The sequence below is a fragment of the Mucilaginibacter sp. OK268 genome (assembly GCF_900103125.1).
In the GTDB taxonomy this organism is placed as follows: Bacteria; Bacteroidota; Bacteroidia; order Sphingobacteriales; family Sphingobacteriaceae; genus Mucilaginibacter.
Genome location: NZ_FNJV01000009.1, coordinates 167,587 through 193,507 on the forward strand (window position 1 = coordinate 167,587; position 25,921 = coordinate 193,507).

Annotated in this window: 19 protein-coding genes and 1 tRNA gene; 15 read left to right on the forward strand and 5 right to left on the reverse strand. The window is 38.0% G+C overall.

Annotated features, from left to right (window positions below; genetic code table 11):
* Positions 1 to 10: 10 nt before the first annotated feature.
* The 4 genes from BLR84_RS24000 to BLR84_RS24015 all read left to right on the forward strand — a co-directional run bounded on the left by BLR84_RS24000 (position 11) and on the right by BLR84_RS24015 (position 6,796).
* Positions 11 to 2,806, forward strand: coding sequence for a TonB-dependent receptor (locus tag BLR84_RS24000; protein WP_090472800.1), 2,796 nt, complete (start codon positions 11 to 13; stop codon positions 2,804 to 2,806).
* Between the two features lie 96 nt (positions 2,807 to 2,902).
* The gene (locus BLR84_RS24005; RefSeq protein WP_176852142.1) at positions 2,903 to 4,072 is read left to right on the forward strand and encodes a DUF4249 domain-containing protein; all 1,170 of its coding nucleotides are present in this window, start codon (positions 2,903 to 2,905) and stop codon (positions 4,070 to 4,072) included.
* 50 nt (positions 4,073 to 4,122) lie between these two features.
* A complete protein-coding gene (locus tag BLR84_RS24010) occupies positions 4,123 to 6,513 on the forward strand; it encodes an FMP46 family protein (protein WP_090472802.1) in 2,391 nt (796 codons plus the stop codon).
* A 209-nt stretch (positions 6,514 to 6,722) separates the two neighbouring features.
* Positions 6,723 to 6,796 (forward strand) — tRNA-Asp (locus BLR84_RS24015).
* Positions 6,797 to 7,650: 854 nt separating this feature from the next.
* On the opposite strand, the gene BLR84_RS24025 is transcribed toward BLR84_RS24015, so the two are convergent.
* Positions 7,651 to 8,589, reverse strand: a complete 939-nt coding sequence (locus BLR84_RS24025) for a DUF6624 domain-containing protein (RefSeq protein ID WP_090472804.1) — start codon at positions 8,587 to 8,589, stop codon at positions 7,651 to 7,653.
* A gap of 220 nt (positions 8,590 to 8,809) precedes the next feature.
* Between BLR84_RS24025 and gwsG (BLR84_RS24030) the strand changes: the two genes are divergently transcribed.
* From gwsG (BLR84_RS24030) to BLR84_RS24070, 9 genes are all read left to right on the forward strand, one after another.
* Positions 8,810 to 9,808: a grasp-with-spasm system ATP-grasp peptide maturase gene (gene gwsG, locus BLR84_RS24030; protein WP_090472805.1), complete on the forward strand. Its 999-nt coding sequence runs from the start codon at positions 8,810 to 8,812 to the stop codon at positions 9,806 to 9,808.
* Positions 9,809 to 9,861: 53 nt separating this feature from the next.
* Positions 9,862 to 10,053, forward strand: a complete 192-nt coding sequence (locus BLR84_RS24035) for a hypothetical protein (RefSeq protein ID WP_090472806.1) — start codon at positions 9,862 to 9,864, stop codon at positions 10,051 to 10,053.
* Position 10,054: 1 nt separating this feature from the next.
* The gene (locus BLR84_RS30140) at positions 10,055 to 10,261 is read left to right on the forward strand and encodes a hypothetical protein (RefSeq protein WP_090472807.1); all 207 of its coding nucleotides are present in this window, start codon (positions 10,055 to 10,057) and stop codon (positions 10,259 to 10,261) included.
* The gene (gwsS, locus tag BLR84_RS24045) at positions 10,262 to 11,308 is read left to right on the forward strand and encodes a grasp-with-spasm system SPASM domain peptide maturase (protein WP_090472808.1); all 1,047 of its coding nucleotides are present in this window, start codon (positions 10,262 to 10,264) and stop codon (positions 11,306 to 11,308) included.
* A gap of 415 nt (positions 11,309 to 11,723) precedes the next feature.
* Entirely contained in the window at positions 11,724 to 12,482 is a 759-nt protein-coding gene (locus BLR84_RS24050; RefSeq protein WP_090472809.1) for a hypothetical protein, read from the forward strand.
* A 27-nt stretch (positions 12,483 to 12,509) separates the two neighbouring features.
* A complete protein-coding gene (locus BLR84_RS24055) occupies positions 12,510 to 14,069 on the forward strand; it encodes a vitamin K epoxide reductase family protein (RefSeq protein WP_090472810.1) in 1,560 nt (519 codons plus the stop codon).
* A gap of 86 nt (positions 14,070 to 14,155) precedes the next feature.
* On the forward strand, positions 14,156 to 15,064 hold the full coding sequence (locus BLR84_RS24060; RefSeq protein WP_143013985.1) for a DUF6624 domain-containing protein: 909 nt from the start codon (positions 14,156 to 14,158) through the stop codon (positions 15,062 to 15,064).
* A 3-nt stretch (positions 15,065 to 15,067) separates the two neighbouring features.
* On the forward strand, positions 15,068 to 16,039 hold the full coding sequence (gwsG, locus tag BLR84_RS24065; RefSeq protein ID WP_090472812.1) for a grasp-with-spasm system ATP-grasp peptide maturase: 972 nt from the start codon (positions 15,068 to 15,070) through the stop codon (positions 16,037 to 16,039).
* 138 nt (positions 16,040 to 16,177) lie between these two features.
* Positions 16,178 to 17,191: an FHA domain-containing protein gene (locus BLR84_RS24070; RefSeq protein ID WP_090472813.1), complete on the forward strand. Its 1,014-nt coding sequence runs from the start codon at positions 16,178 to 16,180 to the stop codon at positions 17,189 to 17,191.
* Positions 17,192 to 17,218: 27 nt separating this feature from the next.
* Here the strand turns inward: BLR84_RS24070 and BLR84_RS24075 are convergent, their stop codons facing one another.
* Together BLR84_RS24075 and BLR84_RS24080 are read right to left on the reverse strand one after the other, a co-directional pair.
* Positions 17,219 to 17,431: a hypothetical protein gene (locus BLR84_RS24075; protein ID WP_090472814.1), complete on the reverse strand. Its 213-nt coding sequence runs from the start codon at positions 17,429 to 17,431 to the stop codon at positions 17,219 to 17,221.
* 166 nt (positions 17,432 to 17,597) lie between these two features.
* On the reverse strand, positions 17,598 to 17,795 hold the full coding sequence (locus tag BLR84_RS24080; protein ID WP_090472815.1) for a hypothetical protein: 198 nt from the start codon (positions 17,793 to 17,795) through the stop codon (positions 17,598 to 17,600).
* 150 nt (positions 17,796 to 17,945) lie between these two features.
* Here BLR84_RS24080 and BLR84_RS24085 point away from each other — a divergent pair, with 150 nt between their 5' ends.
* Both BLR84_RS24085 and BLR84_RS24090 read left to right on the forward strand, forming a co-directional pair.
* Positions 17,946 to 20,123: a peptidase domain-containing ABC transporter gene (locus BLR84_RS24085; protein ID WP_090472816.1), complete on the forward strand. Its 2,178-nt coding sequence runs from the start codon at positions 17,946 to 17,948 to the stop codon at positions 20,121 to 20,123.
* A gap of 70 nt (positions 20,124 to 20,193) precedes the next feature.
* A complete protein-coding gene (locus tag BLR84_RS24090) occupies positions 20,194 to 21,498 on the forward strand; it encodes an HlyD family secretion protein (protein WP_090472817.1) in 1,305 nt (434 codons plus the stop codon).
* Positions 21,499 to 21,919: 421 nt separating this feature from the next.
* Here BLR84_RS24090 and BLR84_RS24095 read toward each other — a convergent pair whose 3' ends face one another.
* Together BLR84_RS24095 and BLR84_RS24100 are read right to left on the reverse strand one after the other, a co-directional pair.
* On the reverse strand, positions 21,920 to 24,976 hold the full coding sequence (locus BLR84_RS24095) for an efflux RND transporter permease subunit (protein ID WP_176852143.1): 3,057 nt from the start codon (positions 24,974 to 24,976) through the stop codon (positions 21,920 to 21,922).
* Entirely contained in the window at positions 24,973 to 25,920 is a 948-nt protein-coding gene (locus BLR84_RS24100) for an efflux RND transporter periplasmic adaptor subunit (protein ID WP_090472818.1), read from the reverse strand. Before BLR84_RS24100 ends, BLR84_RS24095 begins: the two co-directional genes overlap by 4 nt.
* Position 25,921: the final 1 nt, after the last annotated feature.

Below are 25,921 nucleotides of genomic sequence, written 5' to 3' on the forward strand. Positions count from 1 at the left end.
AAAATAACAGATGAAAAAAATTTACTTTCTGAATTTCTGTTTTTTGGTACTTGCTAAGTTGGGTTTTGCTCAGCAAAATACAACAGTACCAATAAGTGTAAACTTTCAACAGGTCACCATCGGCCAATTTGTAACAGAACTGGAAGCAAAAACGGGGTATCATTTTTATTATAACTCCATTCAATTTGATAGTTTAAAAATTTCTGTTGAGGTAAATAATAAGCCGATTGAAACTGTGTTGGATATAGCTTTTAAGAATACTGATTTTCATTATGCCATCACCGCGCAGCGCCAGATATTCCTTACCCGCGGGCGCGAGATACAAACCAAATTGCCTGCGGGTTTTTTTGGGAATAAACCGGGAGTTGCCCTACCAGTAACAAATCAGCCTATAACTGTCACAACTAACGCTACGGTGGCTGATTTTACTGATGAGAAAGAAAAAAAGGTGCCGGAGGCTACAACAGAAAACAAATTGTATGAAATAGGCACCAGAACAAATACTATACAACCAGGTAAAGCTACCCTGTCGGGGTATGTGCGTGACGGTAAATCGGGCGAATCGGTGGTAGGCGCAAGCATTTATGTTACCAATACCAAAACAGGTGTAGCTACTGACCAGTTTGGATACTTTACTATTGTGTTGCCAAAAGGACGGCAAATTTTAAGTATAAGAGGTATAGGGATGCGCGATACCCGGCGGCAGATAGTGCTGTACGCTGATGGTAAACTGATCATTGAAATGCAGGAGCAGATAACCAGCTTAAAGGAGGTAAAAATATCTGCCGAAAAAGTGGCCAATGTTCGTAATGTACAGTTAGGGGTAAATCGGCTCGATATTAAAAGCATCAAACAGGTACCTACAGTATTTGGCGAAGCTGATGTGTTGCGGGTAGTGCTAACATTACCTGGTGTGCAGTCGGTAGGTGAGGCCACAACAGGGTTTAATGTGCGGGGAGGATCTGCCGATCAGAATTTGATATTACTTAATGATGCCACTATTTATAACCCCTCGCATTTTTTTGGTTTCTTCTCGGCATTTAACCCTGATATTGTAAAAGATATTGAGTTGTATAAGAGCAGTATACCCGAAAAGTTTGGTGGACGCCTGTCGTCGGTACTGGATATAACCGACCGGGAAGGCAATAAAAAGAAGTTTGCCGGGTCGGCCGGCATAGGCTTAATAACCAGCAGGCTCAATGTGGAGGGGCCAATTATTAAAGATAAAACCTCATTTATATTTGGTGGGCGTATCACTTACTCAGATTGGTTGCTCAAGCTATTGCCCGAGGAGTATAAACATAGCCAGGCTTCGTTCTACGACCTTAATTTTGATATAAGCCACCAGATAGACGATAAAAACAATCTTTATCTTACAAGCTACCTGAGCCACGATAAATTTAAACTCAATAGCGATACAGCCTATAGCTACAGCAATAGGAATATCAACATCAAATGGAAGCACAACTTTAATGATAAGCTTTTTAGCCTCATAACAACCGGCGTCGACAGATATCAGTATAACATTGCAAGTTTTGATAACCCGGTAAATGCCTACAAGCTTAATTTTGATATCAATCAAACCAATCTTAAAGCTGATTTTACTTATTATCTTAATCGGAAAAATACGGTTGACTTTGGTGTTAGCTCTATTTATTATAAACTTCATCCCGGCAATCTGCAGCCTAACGATGTAAAATCATTAGTGGCTCCTGATGTAGCTCCGGCTCAGCAGGCTTTGGAAAGCGCTGCCTATGTTGGCGATAAATATGACATCACAGATGACCTCTCATTAAGCGCAGGTATCAGGTATTCGCTCTACAATTACTTTGGGCCGCAAACAGTTTATAATTATGCCCCGAATCTTCCAAAAACAAGTTCAAACTTTTTGGATAGTACTACCTACTCCAAAAATAAAGTGATCAAAACCTATTCAGGGCCCGAGTTTAGGCTTTCTGCCCGGTATAACTTGGGGGATAATACTTCTGTAAAAGCAGGATATAATACTTTGAGGCAATATATACACCTGCTTTCAAATACTACAGCCATAGCCCCAACTGATGTATGGCAGTTAAGCGACCCTAACATTAAACCACAATATGGCGATCAGGTATCATTAGGCCTGTATCGTAATTTTAAAGAAAATACCATTGAAACCTCGGTTGAGGTTTATTATAAACGATTAAGAGATTACCTGGATTACAGAAGCGGTGCCAATCTGGTGCTCAACCATCACATTGAAAATGATGTACTGGGTACCCAGGGTAAAGCTTATGGTATTGAGTTTTTAATCAAAAAAACCACTGGTAAAGCCAATGGATGGATAAGCTATACCTATTCGCGTACGTTTTTAAGACAGGATAACGCGAATGAAGGTGAATTGATTAACGGAGGAGCGTATTACCCGGCCAATTTTGATAAACCGCATGACTTTAATTTTATTGGCAATTACCGGTTTTCGCACAGATTTAGTGTGTCGTTAAATGTAACTTATAGTACCGGCAGACCAATTACACTGCCTATCGCCAAATATGAATACGGCGGTTCTGAAAGAGTGTTTTATTCTGACAGGAACACGTACCGGATACCAGACTATTTCAGATCGGATTTTTCGATGAACATCGAAGGGAATCATAAAGTACATCAGCGAACACATAATTCGTTCACTTTAGGGGTATATAATCTTACAGGAAGGCAAAATGCTTATTCCGCATATTTTACCCAACAGGCTGGGGTAATTAGTGGTTTTAAGCTTTCCATATTTGCCAAGCCAATACCATTTATCAATTATAACATCAGGTTTTAGCAATATGAATAAAGGTTCCGATATCAATATGAATTCTGCATATAAAGTTTTGCAAAAGTTGAACAAAAATCTATTGGTAGTAAAATGAAAAGCAACATGAATAAAAGTAAATATATATGGTACTTATTTGTGGTAATAGGAGTGGTGATAAGCTGTAAGAAGCCATATAATCCAGCTATTGTGAGTAGCGATAACCATTACCTGGTTGTGGAAGGGGTGATCAATAGTGGCAATGACTCTACTATAATTAACCTGAGCAGAACGGTGAAGTTATCAGAAAGTGTGAGCACACAGCTAATGACTAATTACACGGTAGTGGTAGAAGCGGAACAGGGCAATAGTTACACCTTACAGTCGGAAGGGAACGGTACATATGATATTGGCCCAATGCATCTTGATGCTTCAAAGAAGTATCGCTTGCATATCACAACACCCGAAGGTAAGCAGTACGTGTCAGATTATGTGGAAGTAAAGCAAACACCATCTATTGACAGTATTGGTTTTATCCCCAAAAGTAACTACCTGCAGATATATGCAAATACGCATGACGCAACTAACAATACCCGTTATTATAGGTGGGATTATTCGGAGACCTGGCGCTTTCATACTAAATTTCAATCAAGTTTTATTGTTGATGGCGGTGCGGTAAGGATCAGACGTGCAGATGAATCAATATATTATTGCTATGCGAGTGACAAATCCAGCAATATAGTGTTAGGTTCATCAGAAAAACTTACTCAGGATGTAATATTCCAGACGCCGATTAATACTATTGCCAGTAATTCCGAAAAAATGGAATTGAGATATTCCATTTTACTTAAACAATATGCACTAACTAAGGATGGCTACCAGTTTTGGGAAAACATGAAGAAAAATACCGAACAATTGGGAAGTATATTTGATGCCCAGCCTACTCAACTACAAGGAAATATCCATAATGTAAGTGATCTTACAGAGCCTGTTATTGGATATGTGAGTGTTACAAATGTGCAATCAAAAAGAATATATATCAACAAAGGACAATTACCTAATGATTGGATAGAAAAATATCCTTATGACTGTGGTATGGCCGATTCGGCCTTCTTTTCTCATCCAAAAACAGGATACAACGATGTATTATACTATATTATTCAGGGCGGGGGAATACCGATAGATGCAATATATGGTCCTTTTGGCCTCCTGGGATACACTTATTCATCCCAAGGCTGTGCAGACTGCACTATACGTGGCAAGGTGAAAAAGCCTGCATTTTGGATAGATAATTAACAGATAAATATATTGCTATATAAAATAGAACTAAATACCAGGTACCGGTTATGAAAAAAATTGAGGCAACTGCTAAAACTATAGCTTTATTGATTGGAGGATTATTGCAACTGCATACGAATTGCCCGGCACAGGTATTAGATCAAATTAAAAGTAGTTTTAATCAATACGAGCAGGGGTCTGTAAAGGAAAAAATATTTGTTCATACCGATAAGAGCACGTATTTGCCTGGTGAGATCATTTGGTTTAAGATTTATAATGTTGATGCCGGTGTTCATAAACCTATCAGTTTAAGTAAAGTTGTGTACATTGATGTACTTGATCATGGGCAAAATGCTGTATTACAGGCAAAAATTGCCATGAAAAATGGAGTAGGAAGCGGCTCTTTATATATCCCGGTATCATTAAATAGCGGCAATTACAGATTAAGAGGCTACACTAACTGGATGAAAAACTTCAGTCCTGATTATTATTTTGATAAAACCATTCTTATCGTAAATCCGCTAAGAACACCTGATGCGGTAGCCCGGCAAACACAGGCAGGCTACGATGTGCAGTTTTTCCCTGAGGGCGGAAATCTGATCAGCGGTATTACCAGTAAAATAGCTTTTAAGGTAACAACGCCCAATGGCGCAGGATTAGACACCTATAAGGGTTTTATTGTTGATGGGCATAATGATACAGTAGCCCGGTTTGAACCATTGAAATTTGGGATAGGTAGTTTTATATTCAGCCCCGTTGTTAATAATACTTATAAAGCTATTATTAAAACAGCTGTGGGGAGCGTGATTTCTAAAGAGCTGCCAGCTATTAATAGCCAGGGTTACACCATGCAGCTGAAGGATAGTGGTGGGCCGCAATTGGAGGTCACAGTGAGTGGCGCAAGCATAGGAAGTGGAGAAGTATATCTTTTTGCACATACCATGCAAATAGTTAAAATAGCCGAAAGTGCCAGTCTTAACTCCGGAATAGCCAATTTTATAATTGATAAAGCAAAACTCGGTGAAGGAATATCGCATATAACCATATTTAACAATGCTAAGCAACCGGTTTGCGAGCGGCTGTATTTTAAACGCCCTAAAAAACAATTGTTAATCGAAGCATCTGCCGATCAACCACAGTATGCAATCCGCAAAAAGGTTAATATCAATATTTCGGCTAAAAGCGCGGCAGGGAATCCATTGCCGGCTAATTTATCTCTATCGATTTTTCGGATCGATACGTTACAGCATGTGGATGGGGACGATATTGTGAATTACCTTTGGCTGAAATCGGATTTGCGCGGAAATATTGAATCACCAGGTTATTACTTTAAAAACATTAACGCAGAAACGGATGCTGCCCTTGATAACCTGATGCTTTCACAGGGCTGGAGAAGATTTCAGTGGAGCAATGTTTTGAATAATAAGCCTGCGGTACTTAATTTTCTGCCCGAATATAATGATCATTTAATAACCGCTAAGTTGGTTAATGCAGTTACAGGCCATCCTGCGGAGGATATATTGGTATACTTAAGTGTTCCAGGGAAAAGAGTTCAGCTATACGCTTCAAAAAGTGATTCATTGGGTCGGCTGGTATTTAATACCAAACAACTGTTTGGCCCTGGTGAGATCATCGCTCAAACAAATTCAGAACGGGATACATCTTTCCGTATAGATGTTTTGAGTCCTTTTTCTGAACAGTATACAAAGTATGGCTTGCCCTCAATCAATATAACACCAGCCATGCAAAGAGCCCTGGAAGAGCATAGCCTGGGTATGCAGGTACAAAATATATATGCAGGCAATAAAATGAAACAGTTTTATGACCCGGGAGTTGATAGTTCCGGTTTTTTTGGGAAACCAAATAAAACTTATCTTTTAGATAACTATACCCGTTTTACCACAATGGAAGAGGTATTGCGCGAATATATAAGGGAGGTGAACGTTGTACGGTCACATAAAAGATATCATATAAAAGTATTGAGTGAAACAGGGTTTTTAGATGGAGATCCCCTGGTTATGCTTGACGATGTGCCGGTGTTTAATATCGATAAAGTAATAGCTATTGACCCGCTAAAGGTGAAACGATTAGAAGTGATCAGAGAAAGATATTATTATGGCCCATCGGTACAGGAAGGTATATTAAGCTATACAACCTATAAAGGCGACTTGGGTGGGGTTGAAATGGATCCGCATGCGGTGGTGCTTGATTATGAAGGACTGCAATTACAGCGGGAGTTTTATTCGCCGGTTTATGATACAGATGAGGCGGCCAAAAGCCGGATACCTGATTTTCGGAGTCTTTTATTTTGGCAACCCAATGTCAATATCACCCCCGGAGGAAAGAGCCAATTGACATTTTATACCTCTGATCAAACTGGGAAATTCATAGGATTAATACAGGGATTGACCCCAAATGGAGACGTCGGTAGTCAGTATTTTACCTTTGATGTAAAATAAATAAAAAAAATTTAAAAGATATTAAAAGGGGAGTATTGAAGAAATTGTACTTGGTTTAGGCTGATATTGAGTTGTTTATAAAGGTGGGAGAAAGGAGCTGATTATGCCTGATAACTCCTTTAAGGAGTAATATAAATACAATAAGAGAGTTTTTTTTAAAAACCATTTGCGTAATACAAAAAGCTGCGTATATTTGCAGACCCAAAAACGGAGTGGTAGTTCAGCTGGTTAGAATACATGCCTGTCACGCATGGGGTCGCGGGTTCGAGTCCCGTCCATTCCGCTAATTCAATAATGAAAACAGTAAAGGCCCTTCAGATGACATCATCTGAGGGGTTTTTCATTTTCAGGGCATACCAAATTATTCAGCTTTCCCCATCGGATATGCGAATAATTCGGGAGTCATTTTAAACTTGCATTTAGAACTTCTTTAATTTAGATTAATGTGTTGATAAACAGATCATTAAGTAACTGTGCGTCTTGATTTCATGTGATTAATTAATCAAATTTGTTTCACTTTTAATTAATCAAAAGTAATGAGAACTACAATCTCTTTGCTTTTCTCCTTCAGAAAATGGGAATAATTTATGGTACAGATATTAATCTCAGTATACATTTAATATAGAATATTTTCCATAGAATTAATTTCCCCTAAGTATTTCTTTATTTTAGAAAATAAATTACGACGTATAGATTGGCGCAATGAAAAGAAGAATAATATTGATTTGTCATTTGGTTTTACTGAAGTTTTGCGTATTGAGCAAAACCAATTTTTGTGATCAAACTAAACCTTCTATCGATACGGGTAAAGTTTGCGGGATAATCTATGACGTAAAATTAGTTGCATCAGAGGTGACTGTACTATATCTTAAGAATGACGCGTTGGGGCAGAATGTTAAGATTCTTATGAACATACCCAATAATATAAATCAGCAAAATAAATCGGAATACTATCTTGGTCGCGAATTTTGTGTCACAGGGGAATTAATGAAACATAAAAACAATTACTACATTCTTGTTCATAGACAATCACAAATAAAACCAGTGATGTCAGATAATGTCTTGCAAAGCATGCACTAAATTTATGGGGAATAATTTTTAGCCGAAAATTGGTAGCTACGCCCATCGATCAGATGTTTATTTTTTTTTGGCTGGAAGCGTGTACTTAATGCCGAAAATTTTAGCATAAAGCTCCAGAGGCTGTAGTCCTACAGAAGCCCTTCTCTTATCCACATTTTCTTCATCATCAATAGGGCCAATTGTTTGCTCGCCTGTTTTTGGATCTGAATAAATCTGGCTACCATAAATCTGTTTTTTGCCCTGCATTACTTGAATTCTGTCCTGTAGTAATGCCAGATTAGCCGCCGAAGCTTTTTCATTTTTGACTGCGGCCTCCATCATAGGAAGATATTTTATCTGACTTTTTAGATCGGCATGCTGAATTACAAGAAATAATGTTAAACTTCCATTATTGCCTATAATATCGGGCCCCAGCCATCCGTATTTATTCAAAATTTCCTTTACCTTGATAAGATTGATGGAGTCGGCTAAGCTGGTCTCGCTTAGCAAGGCTTTATATTGCTTTGATTCAAAGCCAAAACGCTTACCTGTTTCGTCATACTTCATCCTGTATCGCTGGTCATTTTCTCTTATTGAATCTAACCTATTTACAAGAGGTTTGTTTAGCTTGGCATCAGCAATTGCAGAATTGGTTTTAACCTCATCAATCAAAAGTAACCAACGTTTATCATCGTGTATTAGATTTAAATCGGAGTCATTAGTAATATGTTTTAAGTTGCTATATTTTTTAGTTCTAACAATAAATTTCAGATAGTAAAAAGCGCTGTCTGCCACGCCCGCCAACGACCAGGAGCAGGCCGCATTATACCCTACCTCGGCCGGAATTTTCGAATGATTAATATTAATCGCTCTTGAATAACATAGGGCTGAGGCTTTGTAGTCTTTTGATTGATATAACGAATCAGCTTTAGAAAGGGTATTATAATACTCGAAATTTTGAGCGAAAGCAGTTTGAATAAATCCAAAAAGGATTAGACTGAATAGCATTCTTTTCATGATAGATATATTTTATAATGCAATTCTAATATAATTATTATAATTGTCTTCTATATTATATTCTGCAAATGGATTCTTTTAGAAAACAGCTTAATAAGATATATTGATATTTGAAAGCACTATTTACTCAGCAATAATAATATTTAAACTTTTACTTTATCGCTCCAGGAATAAAGATTTTGGAATCCCCTGCCTGTTTTATAGTTTAAAAATTCATGACATGAAGAAGAAAGTACTGATTATGAGTCAACATTTTGATCGAAGCACCGACATTGTTCTGCAATGGCTGAATTATTATGGTGCATCATATATTCGCGTAAATCATGGAGACGTACTTAAAGTTCGGAAGATCAATATAGATAAGGGAAATACAGAAATAACGATTAGACATAACAGCGTTGAGTTTAGCTTGTCTGAAATTACTGGTTTTTGGTATAGAAGGGGAAATGTAGGGTTTGCATGGGATGAGTTGAAGTCGAATGAATTAGCACTGGAAAGGGCTATAGGCGCTGTCAATAAACATCTGAAGGGGGAAATATCCACGTTGGAAGAGTATTTTTATTTCCAGCTTGAGCAGCTGACCACTTCATTGGGAAGGCGTTCGAATGCCAGGAATAATAAATTAATTCACCTAGAAATGGCTAAACTCTGCGGATTGAATATTCCTGATACAATTATTGTTGCCAATAAACAGGACTTAAGCGAAAGGATACACGGACGCACAAATATAACTAAGGCAATAAGAGACGGTCTTAGCGTTGGCATCAAGGGAAAAAGCGATATGTGGAGATATTTTAGCACGTATACAAGCATTGCAAATCATGAAATTATAGAGCAAGCTGAGAAAGAGTTCTTTCCTTTTTTATTACAGCAACAAATAAAAAAGAAATATGAGATACGAGTATTTTATTTAAATGGTGAATTGTTTTCTATGGCTATATTTTCACAAAATGATCCGCAAACAGTGGTTGATTTTAGACATTATAATTACCAGCGCCCAAACAGAATGGTTCCCTATGTTATCGATGCGGAAACTACTGACAAAATCAAGCGATTTATGAAAATTGCGAATCTTAATACAGGCTCTCTGGACCTTATATGCTCAGATAAAGATGAACTCTTTTTCTTAGAAGTTAATCCCGTTGGCCAGTTTGGGATGGTTTCATTTCCCTGTAATTATTATTTAGAAAAAAAAATAGCTGAATATTTAATTTCATAGTTAAAGGTATTATTATAGTTTAATTTTTATATTTGGTTAAACTAATATTATTTATGAAAGCAAAATTAAAAAAGCTTAATCATTCGTTGTTTAACGATGATTCCATTAAACTAAGTGGGGAAAAAATGAAAAACCTTAAGGGGGGCAATGCTGCTGAGGCTACATACGTTGCTGCTAATTTGACAGCAACCCACGCGGGAGCTTCAGGTTGGGTTGATACGGACAACGATGGCTCAGGAACCTAAAATGGAGAATGAAGAGGGCTATGAAGATTTGCACGATTTTATCAAGGAATTAAAGAAAAATATTGATAAAGCTCCCCCCAATTTGCTAATTGTTGGAGATTATTCGGTTGATAGTTTTGATACTTTGAGATCAAGCAAATCTTCATCCCTTAACAACCAAAATTTGCTCGTTAAAAATTTCTATAAACCTATATCGAGAATTATCTAATTGTACTTTCAGTTATTTGCTGATTGTATTCCGGTTAAGGGGTACAATCGTTCGGTAATATGCGATCTTGGGAGGAATAAATTCAACCTAATTCCCAATGAGCTTACGGACTTTATTGAGGAACTCAAATCCAAACCTTTTAATAGCTTATTAGAAGATTTTTGTGATGACGATAAGGAAACGATTCTTGAGTATATCGAATTTCTGGTGAACAATGAATTTGGATTTTTCTCTGAACAGAATAATAATAATTCATTTCCTCCGCTTGAAGCAATTTTCAATTGGTCGGGGCTGATTTCGAATTCGATAGTTGATGTTGATGCGCTCAGTTCGCATAATTATGAAAGAATATTTTCAGAATTAAAGGAGGTTAATTGCACCTCAGTTCAGATTCGCTTTTTTAGTGAACAAACCATTCAGAATGTGCAATTCATATTAGAAAGCGCTCTCGATCGAGACTTTGAGTGTATCGAACTAGTGATCGAGTTTTCCGATGAGTTATTAAGCTTCTTTGTTAATAGCGAGAAAGTGTATCCAATAACTTCTGTACAGTTTTTTTCATGCAATCCGGATAAAATTTCAGATTATATCCAGGAAGTTAATGATTCATTGATTGCATTCTCCTTTACACCTCTTAAGATAAATAATCATGAACATTGCGGACTTGTCGATCCATCATATTTCACTTCAAATTTGCAACTCTTCATGGAAGGTCAAAAGTTCAACACCTGTTTAAATCGGAAGGTGAGTATTTCTGCGAACGGGGAAATAAAAAACTGCCCCAGCACCACTGAGGTCTATGGTTTTATAAATACTACGAAGCTGATTGATTGTATCGATAGGGACGATTTTAAACGCTATTGGACAATCAATAAACAATCTATATCAATCTGTAAAGATTGCGAATTCAGGTTTGTTTGTACCGATTGCCGGGCATTTATCGAAAATCCTTCAGACATTTATTCTAAACCACTTAAATGTAATTATGACCCCTATTCTTCAACTTGGTTAAAAACTTCGAATTTTCCACCTTTTATCTCCTCCTGATCTCATTTTTAATAAGCTGACCAAACACAGGCGGGATTCGCCCCTAATACTAACAGAATCAGGAAAATTATTAAATCATCCGCGCTTAAACTTAGCAACCCCGGTGTATAAATCCCTGGTTAAGATGAAGATGGTATAATTTAAAGTCTACGATAATACAGACAATTTTATCTCCCTATTTAATTTCCCCCTCATCAACTAATATTACTAACACTTGAATGGTATAGAACCATTGGTTTTATCTTATTTATTTTGTTAAAGACCGGTGCCTGGTTATAATATATTATGGTAGGTTAAATCACAATAAATTGAAATATTCTTTATTATCTACTAATCTGATAGAATAATAAATCATATCTTGAACCCGTTGTAAAATATATTTCAAAACACACCGCTCATAAAATATTTTAATATTGTGAGAGCTTATAGCTACTTAATCGATCTCCAATTAACTGGAATATTAGCCAGGGTATTGTTAATTCTTATTTTTTGTGGTTATACCGAAATAGCATTGTCACAGTACTTAAAAGGACGGGTTTATGAAAATAACACTCATATCTCATTGGGTTCTATTAGGATAAAAGTATCTACAGCGACTGAAACTATACTTACAGATAAGAATGGTAATTTTAAGATGCAAGCTAAAATCAATGATCTATTAATAATATCGGGCTTTGGATATAAAACGGATACTCTTTTGTTAACCGATATGAGTTTCCACGAAATTTACTTGATGCCTCAGGAACACATTTTAAAAGAAGTTAAAATAGACGCTAATAGTATAGGCTCTGTTGGTAGCTTTAATTTTTATGACCCCGACTTTCACAATCAAACAGTTGCCAAGCAATTTGATGATAAAGGTAATTATAAAGGAGGCGTAATATTTAGATTTTGGTATTGGAAAAAAGATGAGCGGAAAAGAAAAAAGAAAGAACAATTATTGAAGACGGATTCTGTATCCAGAAAGATAGATAAAGTATTTTGTAGGGATACGGTATTAAAATATTTACCTCTAAAAAGCGGTGAGGTTAGCGGGTTTATCTTACGTTATTCACCCGGTATCGAGGAGTTCTCGTCGCCCGAGTTCAATTTACCCCGCTATTTAAGTAAGTGTTACAGAGAGTATAAAGAACTGCTGTTGAATGACCGCACCAAAAGTCCGACATTCCCTTAAAAATGTACTCATTTTTTTAATTTAAAAATGTTAGAAACATCAGATTTAATTTTGGAGCGTTTATTACAGCAATATGGAAAACTTGTTGGGAGAAGCTTAGCAATTAACGAACTTCGTGAAAATATTACCTTAAGCGGTGGTGCTTCATTTCGCTTGAGTACGATAAAGCGCCTTTTACGCAGCTTCGGAATAATAACAGTTTCCTATAAAATTGATTTCGAAGATTTATCAGCTGTTGGTTTACCAGCAATTTTATCGGCAAAATCATCCGGAGGAATAGTCATTGTTGATAAATCGCCGGATGGTGGTTACCAAATTTATACCGGATTGGGTTCTTTCAGTAATGTTGACTTAAATGAGTTACAGGCAGATTTTACTGGACTTTTGATTGCCTTTCATAGCTTGGATGGTTCGGTACAAGATGCAAGTTTCAGACTAGCAGATTTAATATCAGGAGTCAAAGATCGTTATTTTATGTGTGCTGCGTTATTTTTCCCTATTCTTTTTATGTTGATTAACGCTGGCGCAACAACAACCATGACTTTTCTTTTCTGCCTACTAACTGTCAAGTTGGTGGGGCTATTCATAACCACTCTTTTCCAGACAGATCGTAACGTATCTGCACGTATTAACAAATGGTGTATAATAAATAATCAGGACAATTGCAGTGCCGTATTAAATTCAAGTGCCTCAAGATTTCTGAGTATTAAATTAACCACCTGGGGGTTGGGATATTACGCGGTTACGATTGCCTTAACACTTTTCAGTATTCATTATCCGGAAATATGGAATCTGATCAGAATTTTAAATATTCTAACACTCCCTGTCAGCCTTTATTTAATTATATATCAATTTTTTATAATCAATAAAGTATGTATTCTTTGTATTTCTATTCAACTACTTCTTTGGGCAGAGTTTTTTATTGAACTATGTTATGGACATTATTCATTGAGAATGCAAATTATGGACATATTTCCTTTGTTTTTTTTCGTTATCATGTTCATCATATTATTTGAACTTTTAGAACGAAAAAAGAAAAATGACAACAAATTATCATCAACAATTGCTGAATTATCCAAATTGAAGTACCGTCATGATGTATTCGGATTTTTAATGGCAAGTCAACCGCTCGTAAATACTCCAGATGTAACCCAGTGTATTAATTGGGGAAACGGACAGTCAAAAAATCACTTGCTTATTGTCACCAATTTATATTGTGAGCCCTGTAAAAAATCATATTTACAATTGAAGCAATGGCTATTATTAAATCCTGACACCACAGTTTCATTGATTTTTTCAGGTGATCTTAAAGATCCGGTTGTTAAATATTTTATGGCGATTTGGCGTAATCTTGCTGTCGATGTTTTCCTGGAAACACTTTTGGCTTGGTTTAAAAGCGGCGAAATAAAAGATTTTAGGTTAGCTGATTCAATATCACCATCTCAGTTGGATGGAATCAATGAGTTACTGAAATATCAACAACAGTGGATTAAGGAGGCTGGCATCGAGCGTACCCCAGCTATATTTTTAAATGGCCGGAAGCTGCCAGACGAATATTCACTTGAGGATACTAAATATCTTATTTAATTAGCTACCTGGCATTGATTTAAATATCACATTAAAAATATTGATATTAGAAAAATATTGTTATTGTGTATGTAATAAATAGTTTTATGAAGTATATTTTATGTTTAGTATTATCAGTTTTGATGTTCAACTGTACCTATGGACAAAGCTTTTACAGGGGATACAAGCTGACATACTCCGCCGATAATTTGATAAAAAAAGGCGAATTACAGCAAGCCAAAGACAGTCTTAAACTAGCATTGGGTATTTTAAATGAAAAAGCTTATACATCCAAAGATCTTGCCAGGATACACATACAGCTCAAAGATTTTGGCATGGCAGAGAATTATCTGGAACAGGCAATTTCAGCTGGAATAGATAGCGATCAGTTGGCAGCAGACACCATTATTAAAGCCTATCTTGCCAGCCACCAATTTCAGGCAAAGTATGTTAAAAACAGACGAATATATAATGCACGTTTGCTATTTCCGGATGAAAGACTGGAGTTAGCTCAAATGGTTGAACGTGACCAGGTGGCCAGAGACTTGGTTGGGGCGATTAGTAGGCCCCGGGTTGATTCTATTATCAACAGAGTTGATTCAGTGAACGCCGCAGAGTTAAAAGTAATTATTTCACGAATTGGTTTGCCAGGCTATAAAGAAGTTGGTATTGATGGGGTTGCTAATTTTTTTTTACTCGTATTACATTTAACAATTAACGGGGTAGATGATGATCATGAAATGGCTTTGCTCGGGCCCTTAATGAAAGCTCAAGTTTTAAAAGATAATTTTTCTTCGATTTATTATGCGTTACTTATTGATAAGTATCAGTTTGCCAAAACAAAACTGCAAACCTATGGCACTTATTGGGAGTTTACCCCAACTAACGGAAAGCGGGTGATTACACCTATTTATAAAATTTCAGAAGTTGATTCGAGGCGACGAGAAATTTATTTACCCCCATTAAAGGCACTTGAAGCTGGTTTTGTTCTTCCCCTGGAATATTTCAAACAGTAAAATATGATATTGATATGTTCCGATATTGCTGATGAATCAACCAACCATGTGATAGATTGGCTAAAATTTTATAAAAGAAAGTATCTTAGAATTAATACTAATGATCACTTGGTTATAAAATCCCTCAGTATAAATAACAATGAACAGGATATTATTTTATATAATCATTCTACTCAATCAACCTTTAATTTAAGATCAGTCAGTTTTTTTTGGTACCGGCGGGGAGATATTAATATTCAGCTCGATAAGGATATTAACTATATGGATTATCTCAAGAGTGAAGAACAAAAACTTAAAGAATACATCCATTATTATCTTGTTCACAAAATACCCTCTTTAGGGAATTTTTACGATAATAATATCAATAAGCTAATAGTGCTGGATAAAGCAGCGGAAGCCGGGCTGGATATACCTCAAACCATGGTAACCGAAAATAAGTTACAACTAACCTTATTTCGGGAACAAACAGCGGAGCTGATAACCAAATCCATTGATAATAATATCAGCTCGAATAAAGGCGATTACCAAACATCCTTTTTAGCTACAAAAATTAAAGACGAAGAAATAGCAGCTGCTGATCCGGATTTTTTTTACACCTTGTTTCAAGGTTATGAACCGAAGGCTGTGGAGTTAAGGATTTTCTTTTTGAAAGAACGGTTTTATACTGCTGCAATCGCATCTCAACTTGACGAAAAGACAGCAACAGATTATCGGAATTATAACTACGCAAAGCCTAACAGGATTACAACATTCCAGTTGCCAGACATAATAAAAAATAAGCTGTTATGGTTAAACCAGCAATTAAGACTCACAAGCGGTTCAATTGACATGATTTTAACCCCAACAAACAGATATGTTTTTTTAGAAATAAATCCTGTTGGACAATTTGGACAAATCTCAAAAAATACCAATTATGATATCGAAAAAGTTATTGCAGATTACATTATAACGAATGAAAAAAAAACTTCCGTTTAATCAAATCTACTGGGAGCTGCATGTACAGCCCAATAATACAACGTTGAACATTATAAAACAGAGAAACTACTATAACGGTATAAAATACGTAGTGCCTTTTTATAAGTGCATTTCACCTTTAAAAGTAAAAGAAAGTTAATGGATCAAAAAGAACCCTCCTTTGTTTTATTCAATAACTGCAAGGTTGTTAAGGGGGCGCACCGAGGCGCCATCTATGATTTGGAGAGAAGAGATATTCACTTTGCTCCTAACGGTTTATGTGATATATTAATCGAGTACAATAAATCTACTATATCTCATGTAAAAAAAGACTTTGACCCGTCGCAATGGAATGTCATTGATGAATATTTTCGGTTTTTAACAAAGCATGATATTATCATGTTTGTTGACCAGGCAATAGTAAATAATTTCACAGATATGTCTGGTAGTTTTATTACCCCAAGGGTGATATCTAATTGCCTTATTGAAGCGGGAATTAACACCAATTGGGAAGTGATTTTGTCTGAATTAGAAAAAGTCGGCTGTCAAAATTTGCAGGTAAGATTAATTGAAGAACTGGAAATTGCTGATCTGGATAATTTGAAAAACATATGGAATAACTCACATATCACGTCAATTCAACTAGTTGCAAAAAACGCTGCTGTAGTAACTGCCGAATATTGGCAAAATTTTCTTAGCGAACAAAAAAGGATAAATTATTTAGTTGTTTATGAAGCCCAGGATTATCAAAGCTTCAGTCACGAAACTACTGGTGCCCGGGTTATTTACAGTAAATTAAACTATAAGGAGCTACTTGTTTCTACGGTAGATTTTCAAAATTTTAGTGTCAATATTAGCTCCTTTTTAGAAGCTCAAAAAGCTAATTTATTTTACAATAAAAAATTAGTAATAAATGCAACCGGTAATATTGTAAAAAATCTTGATAACTCAAAATCATATGGCGTATTAGGTCAATGTGACTTAAATGAAGTGTTTACAACAACGGATTATATGAGTTTTTGGAAGATAGGGAAAGATCTTATAGAAGGATGCAGGAATTGTGAGATGCGTTATTGCTGTTTTGATCCGAGAGAACCGATGTTTGAAAATTCAGCCAATAACTACAGGTACTCATCTGGTTGCATTTGTTTAAGTAAACAGGCACAATCTTAAAAATCGTGCCTGTTTAATGGAGATAAATTAGCAAGACACGTTTGTCCAATCAACTGAAGTTGATGTATCTGTAGCTGGGTTATGACTATCAGAAGCGGTACCTGACGGAATGCATCCTGCACCAGAAGTAGCATAGGTTGCTACTGCTTTTAAGCCTCCAACAAACTGTTTCATGTCATTTAGTGCACTTTCTTCAAATTGTGCAAATTTTTCGTCATTCAGTGATTCTAATACTTTCATAAAATAATATTTGGTTTATGGTAAATATATTATATACAGCATATAATTCAAAATAAAACAAAAATATTTTTTTATTTTCAGGATTGCCCGTAATGTGACCTATTCATAGGTAGCAATAATATATTTAATCTTATTAACCTGATTATAATCGTTTACTTATGTTAACTTAACAAGAGCCGGTTGTCCAATCAACTGAAGTTGATGTATCCGTAGCCGGGTCATGGCTATCGGAGGGACAACCTAAACCAGAAGTTGAATAGGTTGATACAGGTTTTAAGCCTCCAGTAAACTGTTTCATGTCATTTAGTGCGCTTTCTTCAAATTGTGCAAATTTTTCGTCATTAAGTGGTTCTAATACTTTCATAAAATAATATTTGGTTTAGGATAAATATATACAATATATAATTTAAATTAAGGCCGGTATATTAGTTTTTATTTTTCAAGCAAAAAATAAAAACTAATACAATACCTTTAACCAGTGAAGTGATTAATTATTACAGAAAGTTAATAATAAATGAGATTCCCTTTTTATCAACAGCCCGATCAAATGGACTGCGGCCCAACTTGTTTACGCATGATTGCCAAATTTTTTGGTCGAAACTATAAAATACAAACATTAAGGCAACTTTGTGAGATCAATAAGGATGGCGTAAACCTACAGGGAATAAGCAACGCTTCGGAAAAAATCGGATTTCGTTCTCTCGGAGTTTTGCTTAGTATTGAACAGTTAAAAAGCGCTGATTTACCCTGTATTTTGCATTGGCAACAAAATCACTTCGTGGTACTTTATAGAATAAAAAAGAATAAATATTACATAGCCGATCCCGCAAACGGCTTAATCATACTTAATGAAACTGATTTTAACCGTAATTGGCTCAACAATGAAGACCGAACAAGGGGTGTTGTTTTATTATTAGCACCGACACCGCAATTTTATGAGCAGGAGGATGAAAAAGGCAGTGAAGTTCGGTGGTCATTCCTGCTGCGATATCTCATTACTTACCGCAAATTAGTTATCCAGCTGTTATTTGGCCTGGGTATTGGCAGTTTATTACAGCTTGTTACTCCGTTTTTAACACAATCTATTGTTGATATAGGGATCAACACCCGTAACCTCAATTTTATTTACATCATACTTTTTGCGCAATCAGCCCTTATCATAGGTCGTGTTAGTGTTGATTTTATTCGTTCCTGGATACTGCTGCATATCAGTACACGGGTTAACGTTTCTATACTTACCGATTTTTTGATCAAACTCATGAAGCTACCTATGAGTTTTTTTGATACCAAAATGACGGGGGATATCCTGCAACGGATGAGCGACCAAAAAAGGATTGAAAGTTTCTTAACCGGATCTACCTTAAGCACGCTGTTTTCCATGTTTAATTTGCTTGTTTTTTCGATAGTACTGGCTTATTACAATGCAAGTATATTTTTTGTATTTGCTGCCAGTAGCTTTATATACACTGCATGGATTGTGATTTTTTTAAAGCGGCGTAGAGCGCTTAATTACAAAAGTTTTGAAATTTCCGCCAAAAACCAAAGCAGCATAGTGCAGCTGATAAATGGTATGCAGGAAATTAAACTAAACAACTGTGAGCAGCAGAAACGTTGGGAATGGGAGCATATCCAGGCCCGGCTATTTAAATTCAGCGTAAAAACACTGGCGCTTAATCAATATCAGCAAGGTGGGGCAACTTTTATTAATGAAGGCAAAAACTTACTAATCACTTTTTTAAGCGCTCAAGCGGTAATTAATGGAAACCTAACCCTTGGTGCTATGGTTGCTGTGCAATACATTGTGGGACAGATAAGTAGCCCCATTGAGCAGTTGTTGGGTTTTATTCAGGGCTTTCAGGATGCCAAGATCAGTCTGGAACGGTTGAACGAAATTCACCAGATGGAGGACGAGGAACCTATAGACAAGGAGTGGAACCATTCCCTGCCCGAAAACAAAAGTTTATCTATCAGTAATCTTACGTTCCGTTATCCAGGCGCAGGAAATGAACCTGTGTTAGAAAACATAAACATGTTTATTCCTCAAGGTAAAACTACAGCTATTGTGGGTATGAGTGGAAGCGGAAAAACAACCATACTAAAGCTGCTTCTTCGCTTTTATGAACCTCAAAACGGAGATATTAGAGTTGGAGGGCAACAAATAAATAATATTGCTTTTAAAACATGGCGCAGCGGTTGTGGTGTAGTTATGCAGGACGGCTTTATTTTTTCTGATACCATAGAACGTAATATTGCTGTTGGTGATGATTATCCGGATAAAGCTAAGTTAAGGCATGCTATAGAAATAGCAAATATTCAGGATTTTATTGATAGTCTTCCGTTAGGTTTGAATACCAAAATAGGTTCGGAAGGAAACGGTATTAGTCAGGGACAACGTCAACGGATGCTGATTGCACGTGCTGTTTACAAAGATCCGCACTATATATTTTTTGATGAAGCCACTAACGCATTAGATTCTAATAATGAAAGAGTGATTATGGATAATCTGCATAAGTTTTTTGAAGGACGTACAGTTATCATTGTGGCGCACAGGTTAAGCACCGTAAGTAATGCCGATAATATTATTGTTTTGGATAAAGGGCGTATCATTGAACAAGGGACTCATCATCAATTAACAGCTTTGCGGGGAGATTATTACAGGTTAGTTAAAAATCAATTGGAATTGGGGACTTAGTGAAAACCTGGTTTATTGATCAAGGAACCGAGTAGTAAATTAAAAATATGCCATACTAAAAATTAAAAATATGCCAACCACATACGCAAATAACAATGACCAAGCCAGGCATAGTGATGATATGCAGGATATTATTACGACTGTACCATCTTGGATATTGCGTTGGGGTATCACCCTTTTTTTTGGTATCTTACTGCTGATGGTTTCCTTGTCAGCCTTTATAAAATACCCGGAAATTGTTAATGCACAGCTTAAAATAGAGTCGCCAAATTCCCCAAAGCCCGTGGTCTCCAAAGTGTCAGGTAAACTGCTTCGACTATTAGTAAAAGAAAACGCCAACGTTGTTGCCGGGCAGGCTTTAGCCTATATGGAAAGTACGGGCGATCATGCTAAAATCAAGAGTTTGGTGTCGAATTTAAAGGAATTACAATCCCAGGTTGTTGAAAACAGGTCGGCTAGTCAAGGGCTTTTTTTGCAATCTGACAATATTCGGTTAGGAGAATTGCAGTCGGCCTATCAGATTTTTTACCAGGAGTATTTAAATTATAAATCGGCCGTGAATGATGGTTTTTTTTTAAAAAAGCGAATATTCCTTCAAAACGATCTTTTGGATGTTACTAAACAAATAGAGCAGTTAAACCAGCAAAAACAAATTCAGCGGCGCAGTTTCCGAATTGCTGATGATGATTACCAAATGCATAAAAAGCTAGAAAAAGAGAGAGTGGAAACCCCTGCGGAACTTAGGCAGCAAGAAAGTAAATACCTTGCTCAGAAATCACCATTGGTACAAACGGAGTCGGCCTTGATCACTGCGAATAATAATTATACCGCAAAACAAAAAGATATATTGGAACTGGATAATCAGATCAGGGAAGAAAAGGCTAAGTTCCTGCAGGCGCTTAACAGTTTGATCAGTCAGGGGGAAGACTGGGAAAGTAAGTATATTTTAACAGCAGCACAATCTGGCAAACTATCATACGCTGGTATTATTCAGGAAAATCAGGTTCTCAACTCTGGTCAGGAGGTTTTTTACATAAATCCGGGAAATGATGCGTTTTTTGGGCAAATGGCTATTCCTCAGGATAATATGGGTAAAGTTAAAGAAGGACAGGAGGTATTGTTAAAGCTTAAAAGTTATCCTTTTGAAGAATATGGTATGATCAGGGGGAGGATCAGTTATATTGCAGATGTTCCTTACAAGGACAGTATTTTTGTTGCTAAAGTTGATTTTAAAATAAGAAATACATCTGATATGAAGGAGCCCATTCGCCTTAAACAGGGTATGGCGGCAGATGCGGAGATCATTACACAGGATGCCACCATCATTCAAAGGATAAGCCGTAGCTTTTTTAAATTGACTAATAGCAGCAAATAAGCGATCTTGAAGCAGTCTGTCGTTCTGACACAGAACAAACGATATTTTGATAAAGATTTATAGAATAGGGTATCTTTATTATTGAAGGAGAACTCATATTTAGAAGCAGGGGCAAAATTAGGGATGTAATACTTACAAGGAAAGCTTTGTTACAGAAACCACGATGCCCAATTAAAGTACCCATTTGGGTTGCGGATTTGGAGCACTCGATTTTAGAGGAAGCCTTATCACAATAGGAAATCTGATGGCTCCTGTAGTAAATATTTAGTCGCGTTCGCGGCGGTCCCTACCGTTCCGCCAAGTAAATACAAAAGCCTTACTGAAAAGTAGGGCTTTTGTATTTTAGCAATGCTTTAAAAGGTCTCGGATAAATCAATTATTCGGGTAACCATCATTCCATACTTTAAAAATGTAACCCCTGTTATTTTGTTGTTGATGGATGAACAAATGTATGATTACGATAGAGCAACCATAACATACTGGGCAGCACGATCAACAATAACGGTAATGCTGCCAGAAAACCACCAATAACCGCGATGGCCAAAGGTTGATGCAATTGAGCGCCGGCACCTATGCCTAGGGCCAATGGCAGCAAGGCGATAATGGCCCCAAGAGCCGTCATTAATTTGGGACGCAAACGGGTAGAGATAGAATAAATAATAGCCTCGTTGATATTGTTATGTTTGGTACTCTCCCTAAACTGCCAGAAGGTAAAAATGGCGTTTTCGCCAATGATACCCACAATCATGATCAAGCCAGTATAGCTGCCCACGTTTAATGGGGTACTGGTTAGCCACAAGGCCAGGAAACTGCCACCAATGCCCAATACGGCCACCACCAGGATGAGCAGCGCGATGCGGAATTGTTTGAACAGAAAAAGGATCACACCAAAAACCAGCAGACTTGAAGTGATCAGGATGATCAACAGTTCCTTGAACGATTGTTGCTGCTCGGCATAAGCTCCTCCATATTCTACGTGGTAGCCCGGGGGCAGATTGATGGCGTTAATATTTTTCTTGATGGCCGACATAACAGAACCCAGGTCCACATTATCCAACCGGGCGCTGATAACGCCCATAGCCTGCAGGTTTTCGCGCTGTACTTCCGCGTCGCCTGTTCTTAATTCTACACTGGCCAGCTGACTGATAGGTAAGGGCTTGCCATTGGGTAAAAAGACGGTTAGCTTTTTAAGACTGGCCACGTCCAAAGAGCGGTTGCCGGGATACACCATACGGATAGGCGATTGCTGTTCCTTCTCGAACAAGCTACCGATCACATTGCCCTGTAACGCCGATTGTATCTGTGTTTGCAGATTGGCAGGGGTGAGGTTGTATTGTGCCAGCATGGTATAATCGGGTACAATATTTACCGATGGCCCTGCAATCACAATACCGTCAAACACGTCGGCTGTGCCTTTTACATTGGTTACCGCGGTGGCTATTTGTTTGGATAGCTGTTGTAATTTAACCTGGTCATCGCCAAAAACTTTGATCTCGATAGGTTGTGTGGATGTCATCAGGTCGCCCAGCATATCACCGATCACCTGTCCAAAATCTATCCGCAGGGCAGGTTGGGTTGATTCAATTTTCTGCCGCAGATCGCTGATCACCTCTTCGGTAGTTTTACCGTGGTCTTTCTTGAGCTGGATCAGGTAATCGCCGGTGTTGGGTTCGGTTATAAAAAAGCCCATTTGCGTACCCGTTCTGCGCGAATAGGCGGCAACTTCAGGTTCTTTGATGATGATCTTTTCGATGTCGCGTAGCATGCGATCCGTTTCTTCGAGCGATGTGCCTGGAGGCGAAGTATAATCCAGTACAATGCTACCCTCGTCCATATCTGGCAAAAAGCCTGTTTTTAAGCCCGCCGGTATAAAAATAATTACCGCGGCAAGTGCCAGCATCATAATGATACTCAAATAAGGGCGCAGGATGAAAAAGGAAACCCAGCGTTGTCTTTTTACACCGTGCGCTTCTTTAACCTGCACACTGTTGGTTTGATAGTTGCGGGTAAGCAGCAGATATATGACAGGTAAGCCTATCCAGGTTACAAAAAAGGAGCAGACCAGGGTAATGATCATGGTGTTGGTCATCACCTTAAAATAGGCGCCGGCAACACCTGTCATCATGACAAACGGAATAAAAATAACAATGGTGCTGATGGATGAACCCACCATTGCCGGGAAAAGATAATCAACCGCCCGTTGAAGCAGCGTTAAGGTGGGTTCTTCGGGATGCTCCTCATGCGTGCGGTGGATTTGCTCCACAACAACTATGGCATCATCAATAATGAGGCCTATGGCGGCGGCTATGGCGCCCAGCGTCATGATATTAAAGGTATAACCCAACGCGTACAGAACAATCAGGGTTAAACAAAGCGTAACCGGAATGGTGATCAGAATAGTGGCGCTGGCCTTTATCGACCATAAAAAAATAATGGCTACAATAATAGCAAGTGCCAACCCGATCCATAAACTGTCTCCTACGCTTTTTATAGAGGCGTTTACGAAATCGGCCTGAACATAGTACGGTTTGATGGTTACACCAGCCGGGAGGATCTTTTGCAGATCAGCTACCTTTTGGGTCATCGCATCAGATAAATCTATCAGATTAGCGTTGGGCTGTTTGATCACGGCGATCAGGACGCCCTCGTGACCGTTGGCATTTACTTTGGTATACTCAATGCCGGGATTGATCTGTATGCTGCCTATATCTTTGAGCTGTATTACCCGTTTACGGTTATTGCTGATCACCAGGTTTTCCAATTGCTGGCTGGTATTCACAGAGGCATCGGTAACGGTAAGATACAGCATTTTATAATCAGACAAATAGCCTTCTGATTTGATAAAGCCTGTTTGGGCCAGGGTATTGGTGATGATGTCTGGTGTAAGCCCCAGAGAGCCCATCTTTTGTGTGTTCAACACCAGCCAGTACTCTTTAGTTTTACCGCCGATAACCCTGATCTCGGATACGCCATCAACCTGCGACAGGAACGGTTTTACGGTATAAGTAGCCAGCTGTTTTAGCTCAATGGGCGATTTGCTATGGCTCTCCAGCGTGTAACCGCTTACCGGCAGGATGGAGGGGTTCATTTTTTCGACACTGATATTTACCTCAGGCGGCAGATCATTTTTGATCTGGTCTATACGTGATTGGATCTGTTGCTGGCTCAGGTCAATATCCGCGTCCCAATTCATAAAGGCTGATATTTCGCAGCTTCCTCGACTGGTGGTACTGCGTACGTATTGCAGGTTAGGTACCTGCTTAACGGCATTCTCCAATGGTTTGGTAACCGTGATCATCATTTTGTTTACCGGCTGTAAACCGGCATCGGCTATGATCTTGATCTTGGGGAAAGTGATCTCTGGGAACAAGGAGGTTTGCAAACGCGAATAGGCAAAACCACCGCCTAATAGTATGATGAACAACAGCAGGCTGATGGGCTTTTTATGGGTAATGAAAAAATTGTTCAGGTTTTTCATGGCTTCACAATTTTCACTTTGGCGGTATCAGCCAATCCATAATTACCGGTAACCACAATTTTATCAGCCGGGCTGAACTTTGGCGAAAGGATCTCTACCTGGCTCCTGGTTTCGATGCCCTTTTGCACAGTCACTTTGATGGCTGTGGTATCATTAATGAGTTTCATCACCCAGAAATCAGTTTGTGTTTCGTTAGCTAATACAGCTGATTTTGGCAATGAGGGCACATTGTTTTTTGCCGATTTAATGATATGCGCCCTGGCCACCAGGTTTTCAGGGATCGGATCGGCACTATTTACCCTGATCACTACGCCTTGTGTTTGCGACAAAGTATCTACCGAAGGTAAAACCGACGCTACACGACCGCTGAGTGTGCGGCCACCAGGTAAGGTGAGCGTAATGTCCTGGTTATTGCGTAAAGTGCTTTGAAGCTCGTAAGGCAGCTGCATCACAAAGGCGAAGCTTTCCTTATCGCTTACGGCAGCTAATTGCTCGCCATCCTGCACATAGTCGCCAACCTGGTGTAGCAGTTGGGTAATATAACCGCTGCTTGAAGCCTTAATCCGGTTTACACCAGAAAACTTAAATGTGGTATCCAGCACATTGATGGTATTGCCAATGCTTTGCGCCTCTTTTGTTTTAATAGTAAACAGCAATTGGCCCGCACTTACATATTGCCCTGGTTTTATGTATACCTTTTGTATATAGCCTATGGCATTGGCCTTTACATAGTTCTTTTGCATAAATGACGAAGTTGCATTCAGCGTAATGGAATCGGCCATTGTACCGTTGCTGATGAAGGTTACCGTAACCGGCGTTTGCGACTTTACTGCGGCGTCTTCGTCGGTAGTAGCGGTATCATGATTACATGCCGATATGGTTAATACCAGGCAGGCACATGCGAAGGCTAAAAATTTAAAATATGGGGATGATAAATTCTTCATA

Bases quoted from the DNA above. Each gene is read 5' to 3' on its own strand.
- BLR84_RS24000 (WP_090472800.1), top strand. From the start codon at position 11: ATGAAAAAAATTTACTTTCTGAATTTCTGTTTTTTGGTACTTGCTAAG.
- BLR84_RS24005 (WP_176852142.1), top strand. From the start codon at position 2,903: ATGAATAAAAGTAAATATATATGGTACTTATTTGTGGTAATAGGAGTG.
- BLR84_RS24010 (WP_090472802.1), top strand. From the start codon at position 4,123: ATGAAAAAAATTGAGGCAACTGCTAAAACTATAGCTTTATTGATTGGA.
- BLR84_RS24025 (WP_090472804.1), bottom strand. From the start codon at position 8,589: ATGAAAAGAATGCTATTCAGTCTAATCCTTTTTGGATTTATTCAAACT.
- gwsG (WP_090472805.1), top strand. From the start codon at position 8,810: ATGAAGAAGAAAGTACTGATTATGAGTCAACATTTTGATCGAAGCACC.
- BLR84_RS24035 (WP_090472806.1), top strand. From the start codon at position 9,862: ATGAAAGCAAAATTAAAAAAGCTTAATCATTCGTTGTTTAACGATGAT.
- BLR84_RS30140 (WP_090472807.1), top strand. From the start codon at position 10,055: ATGGAGAATGAAGAGGGCTATGAAGATTTGCACGATTTTATCAAGGAA.
- BLR84_RS24055 (WP_090472810.1), top strand. From the start codon at position 12,510: ATGTTAGAAACATCAGATTTAATTTTGGAGCGTTTATTACAGCAATAT.
- BLR84_RS24060 (WP_143013985.1), top strand. From the start codon at position 14,156: ATGAAGTATATTTTATGTTTAGTATTATCAGTTTTGATGTTCAACTGT.
- gwsG (WP_090472812.1), top strand. From the start codon at position 15,068: ATGATATTGATATGTTCCGATATTGCTGATGAATCAACCAACCATGTG.
- BLR84_RS24070 (WP_090472813.1), top strand. From the start codon at position 16,178: ATGGATCAAAAAGAACCCTCCTTTGTTTTATTCAATAACTGCAAGGTT.
- BLR84_RS24075 (WP_090472814.1), bottom strand. From the start codon at position 17,431: ATGAAAGTATTAGAATCACTGAATGACGAAAAATTTGCACAATTTGAA.
- BLR84_RS24080 (WP_090472815.1), bottom strand. From the start codon at position 17,795: ATGAAAGTATTAGAACCACTTAATGACGAAAAATTTGCACAATTTGAA.
- BLR84_RS24085 (WP_090472816.1), top strand. From the start codon at position 17,946: ATGAGATTCCCTTTTTATCAACAGCCCGATCAAATGGACTGCGGCCCA.
- BLR84_RS24090 (WP_090472817.1), top strand. From the start codon at position 20,194: ATGCCAACCACATACGCAAATAACAATGACCAAGCCAGGCATAGTGAT.
- BLR84_RS24095 (WP_176852143.1), bottom strand. From the start codon at position 24,976: ATGAAAAACCTGAACAATTTTTTCATTACCCATAAAAAGCCCATCAGC.
- BLR84_RS24100 (WP_090472818.1), bottom strand. From the start codon at position 25,920: ATGAAGAATTTATCATCCCCATATTTTAAATTTTTAGCCTTCGCATGT.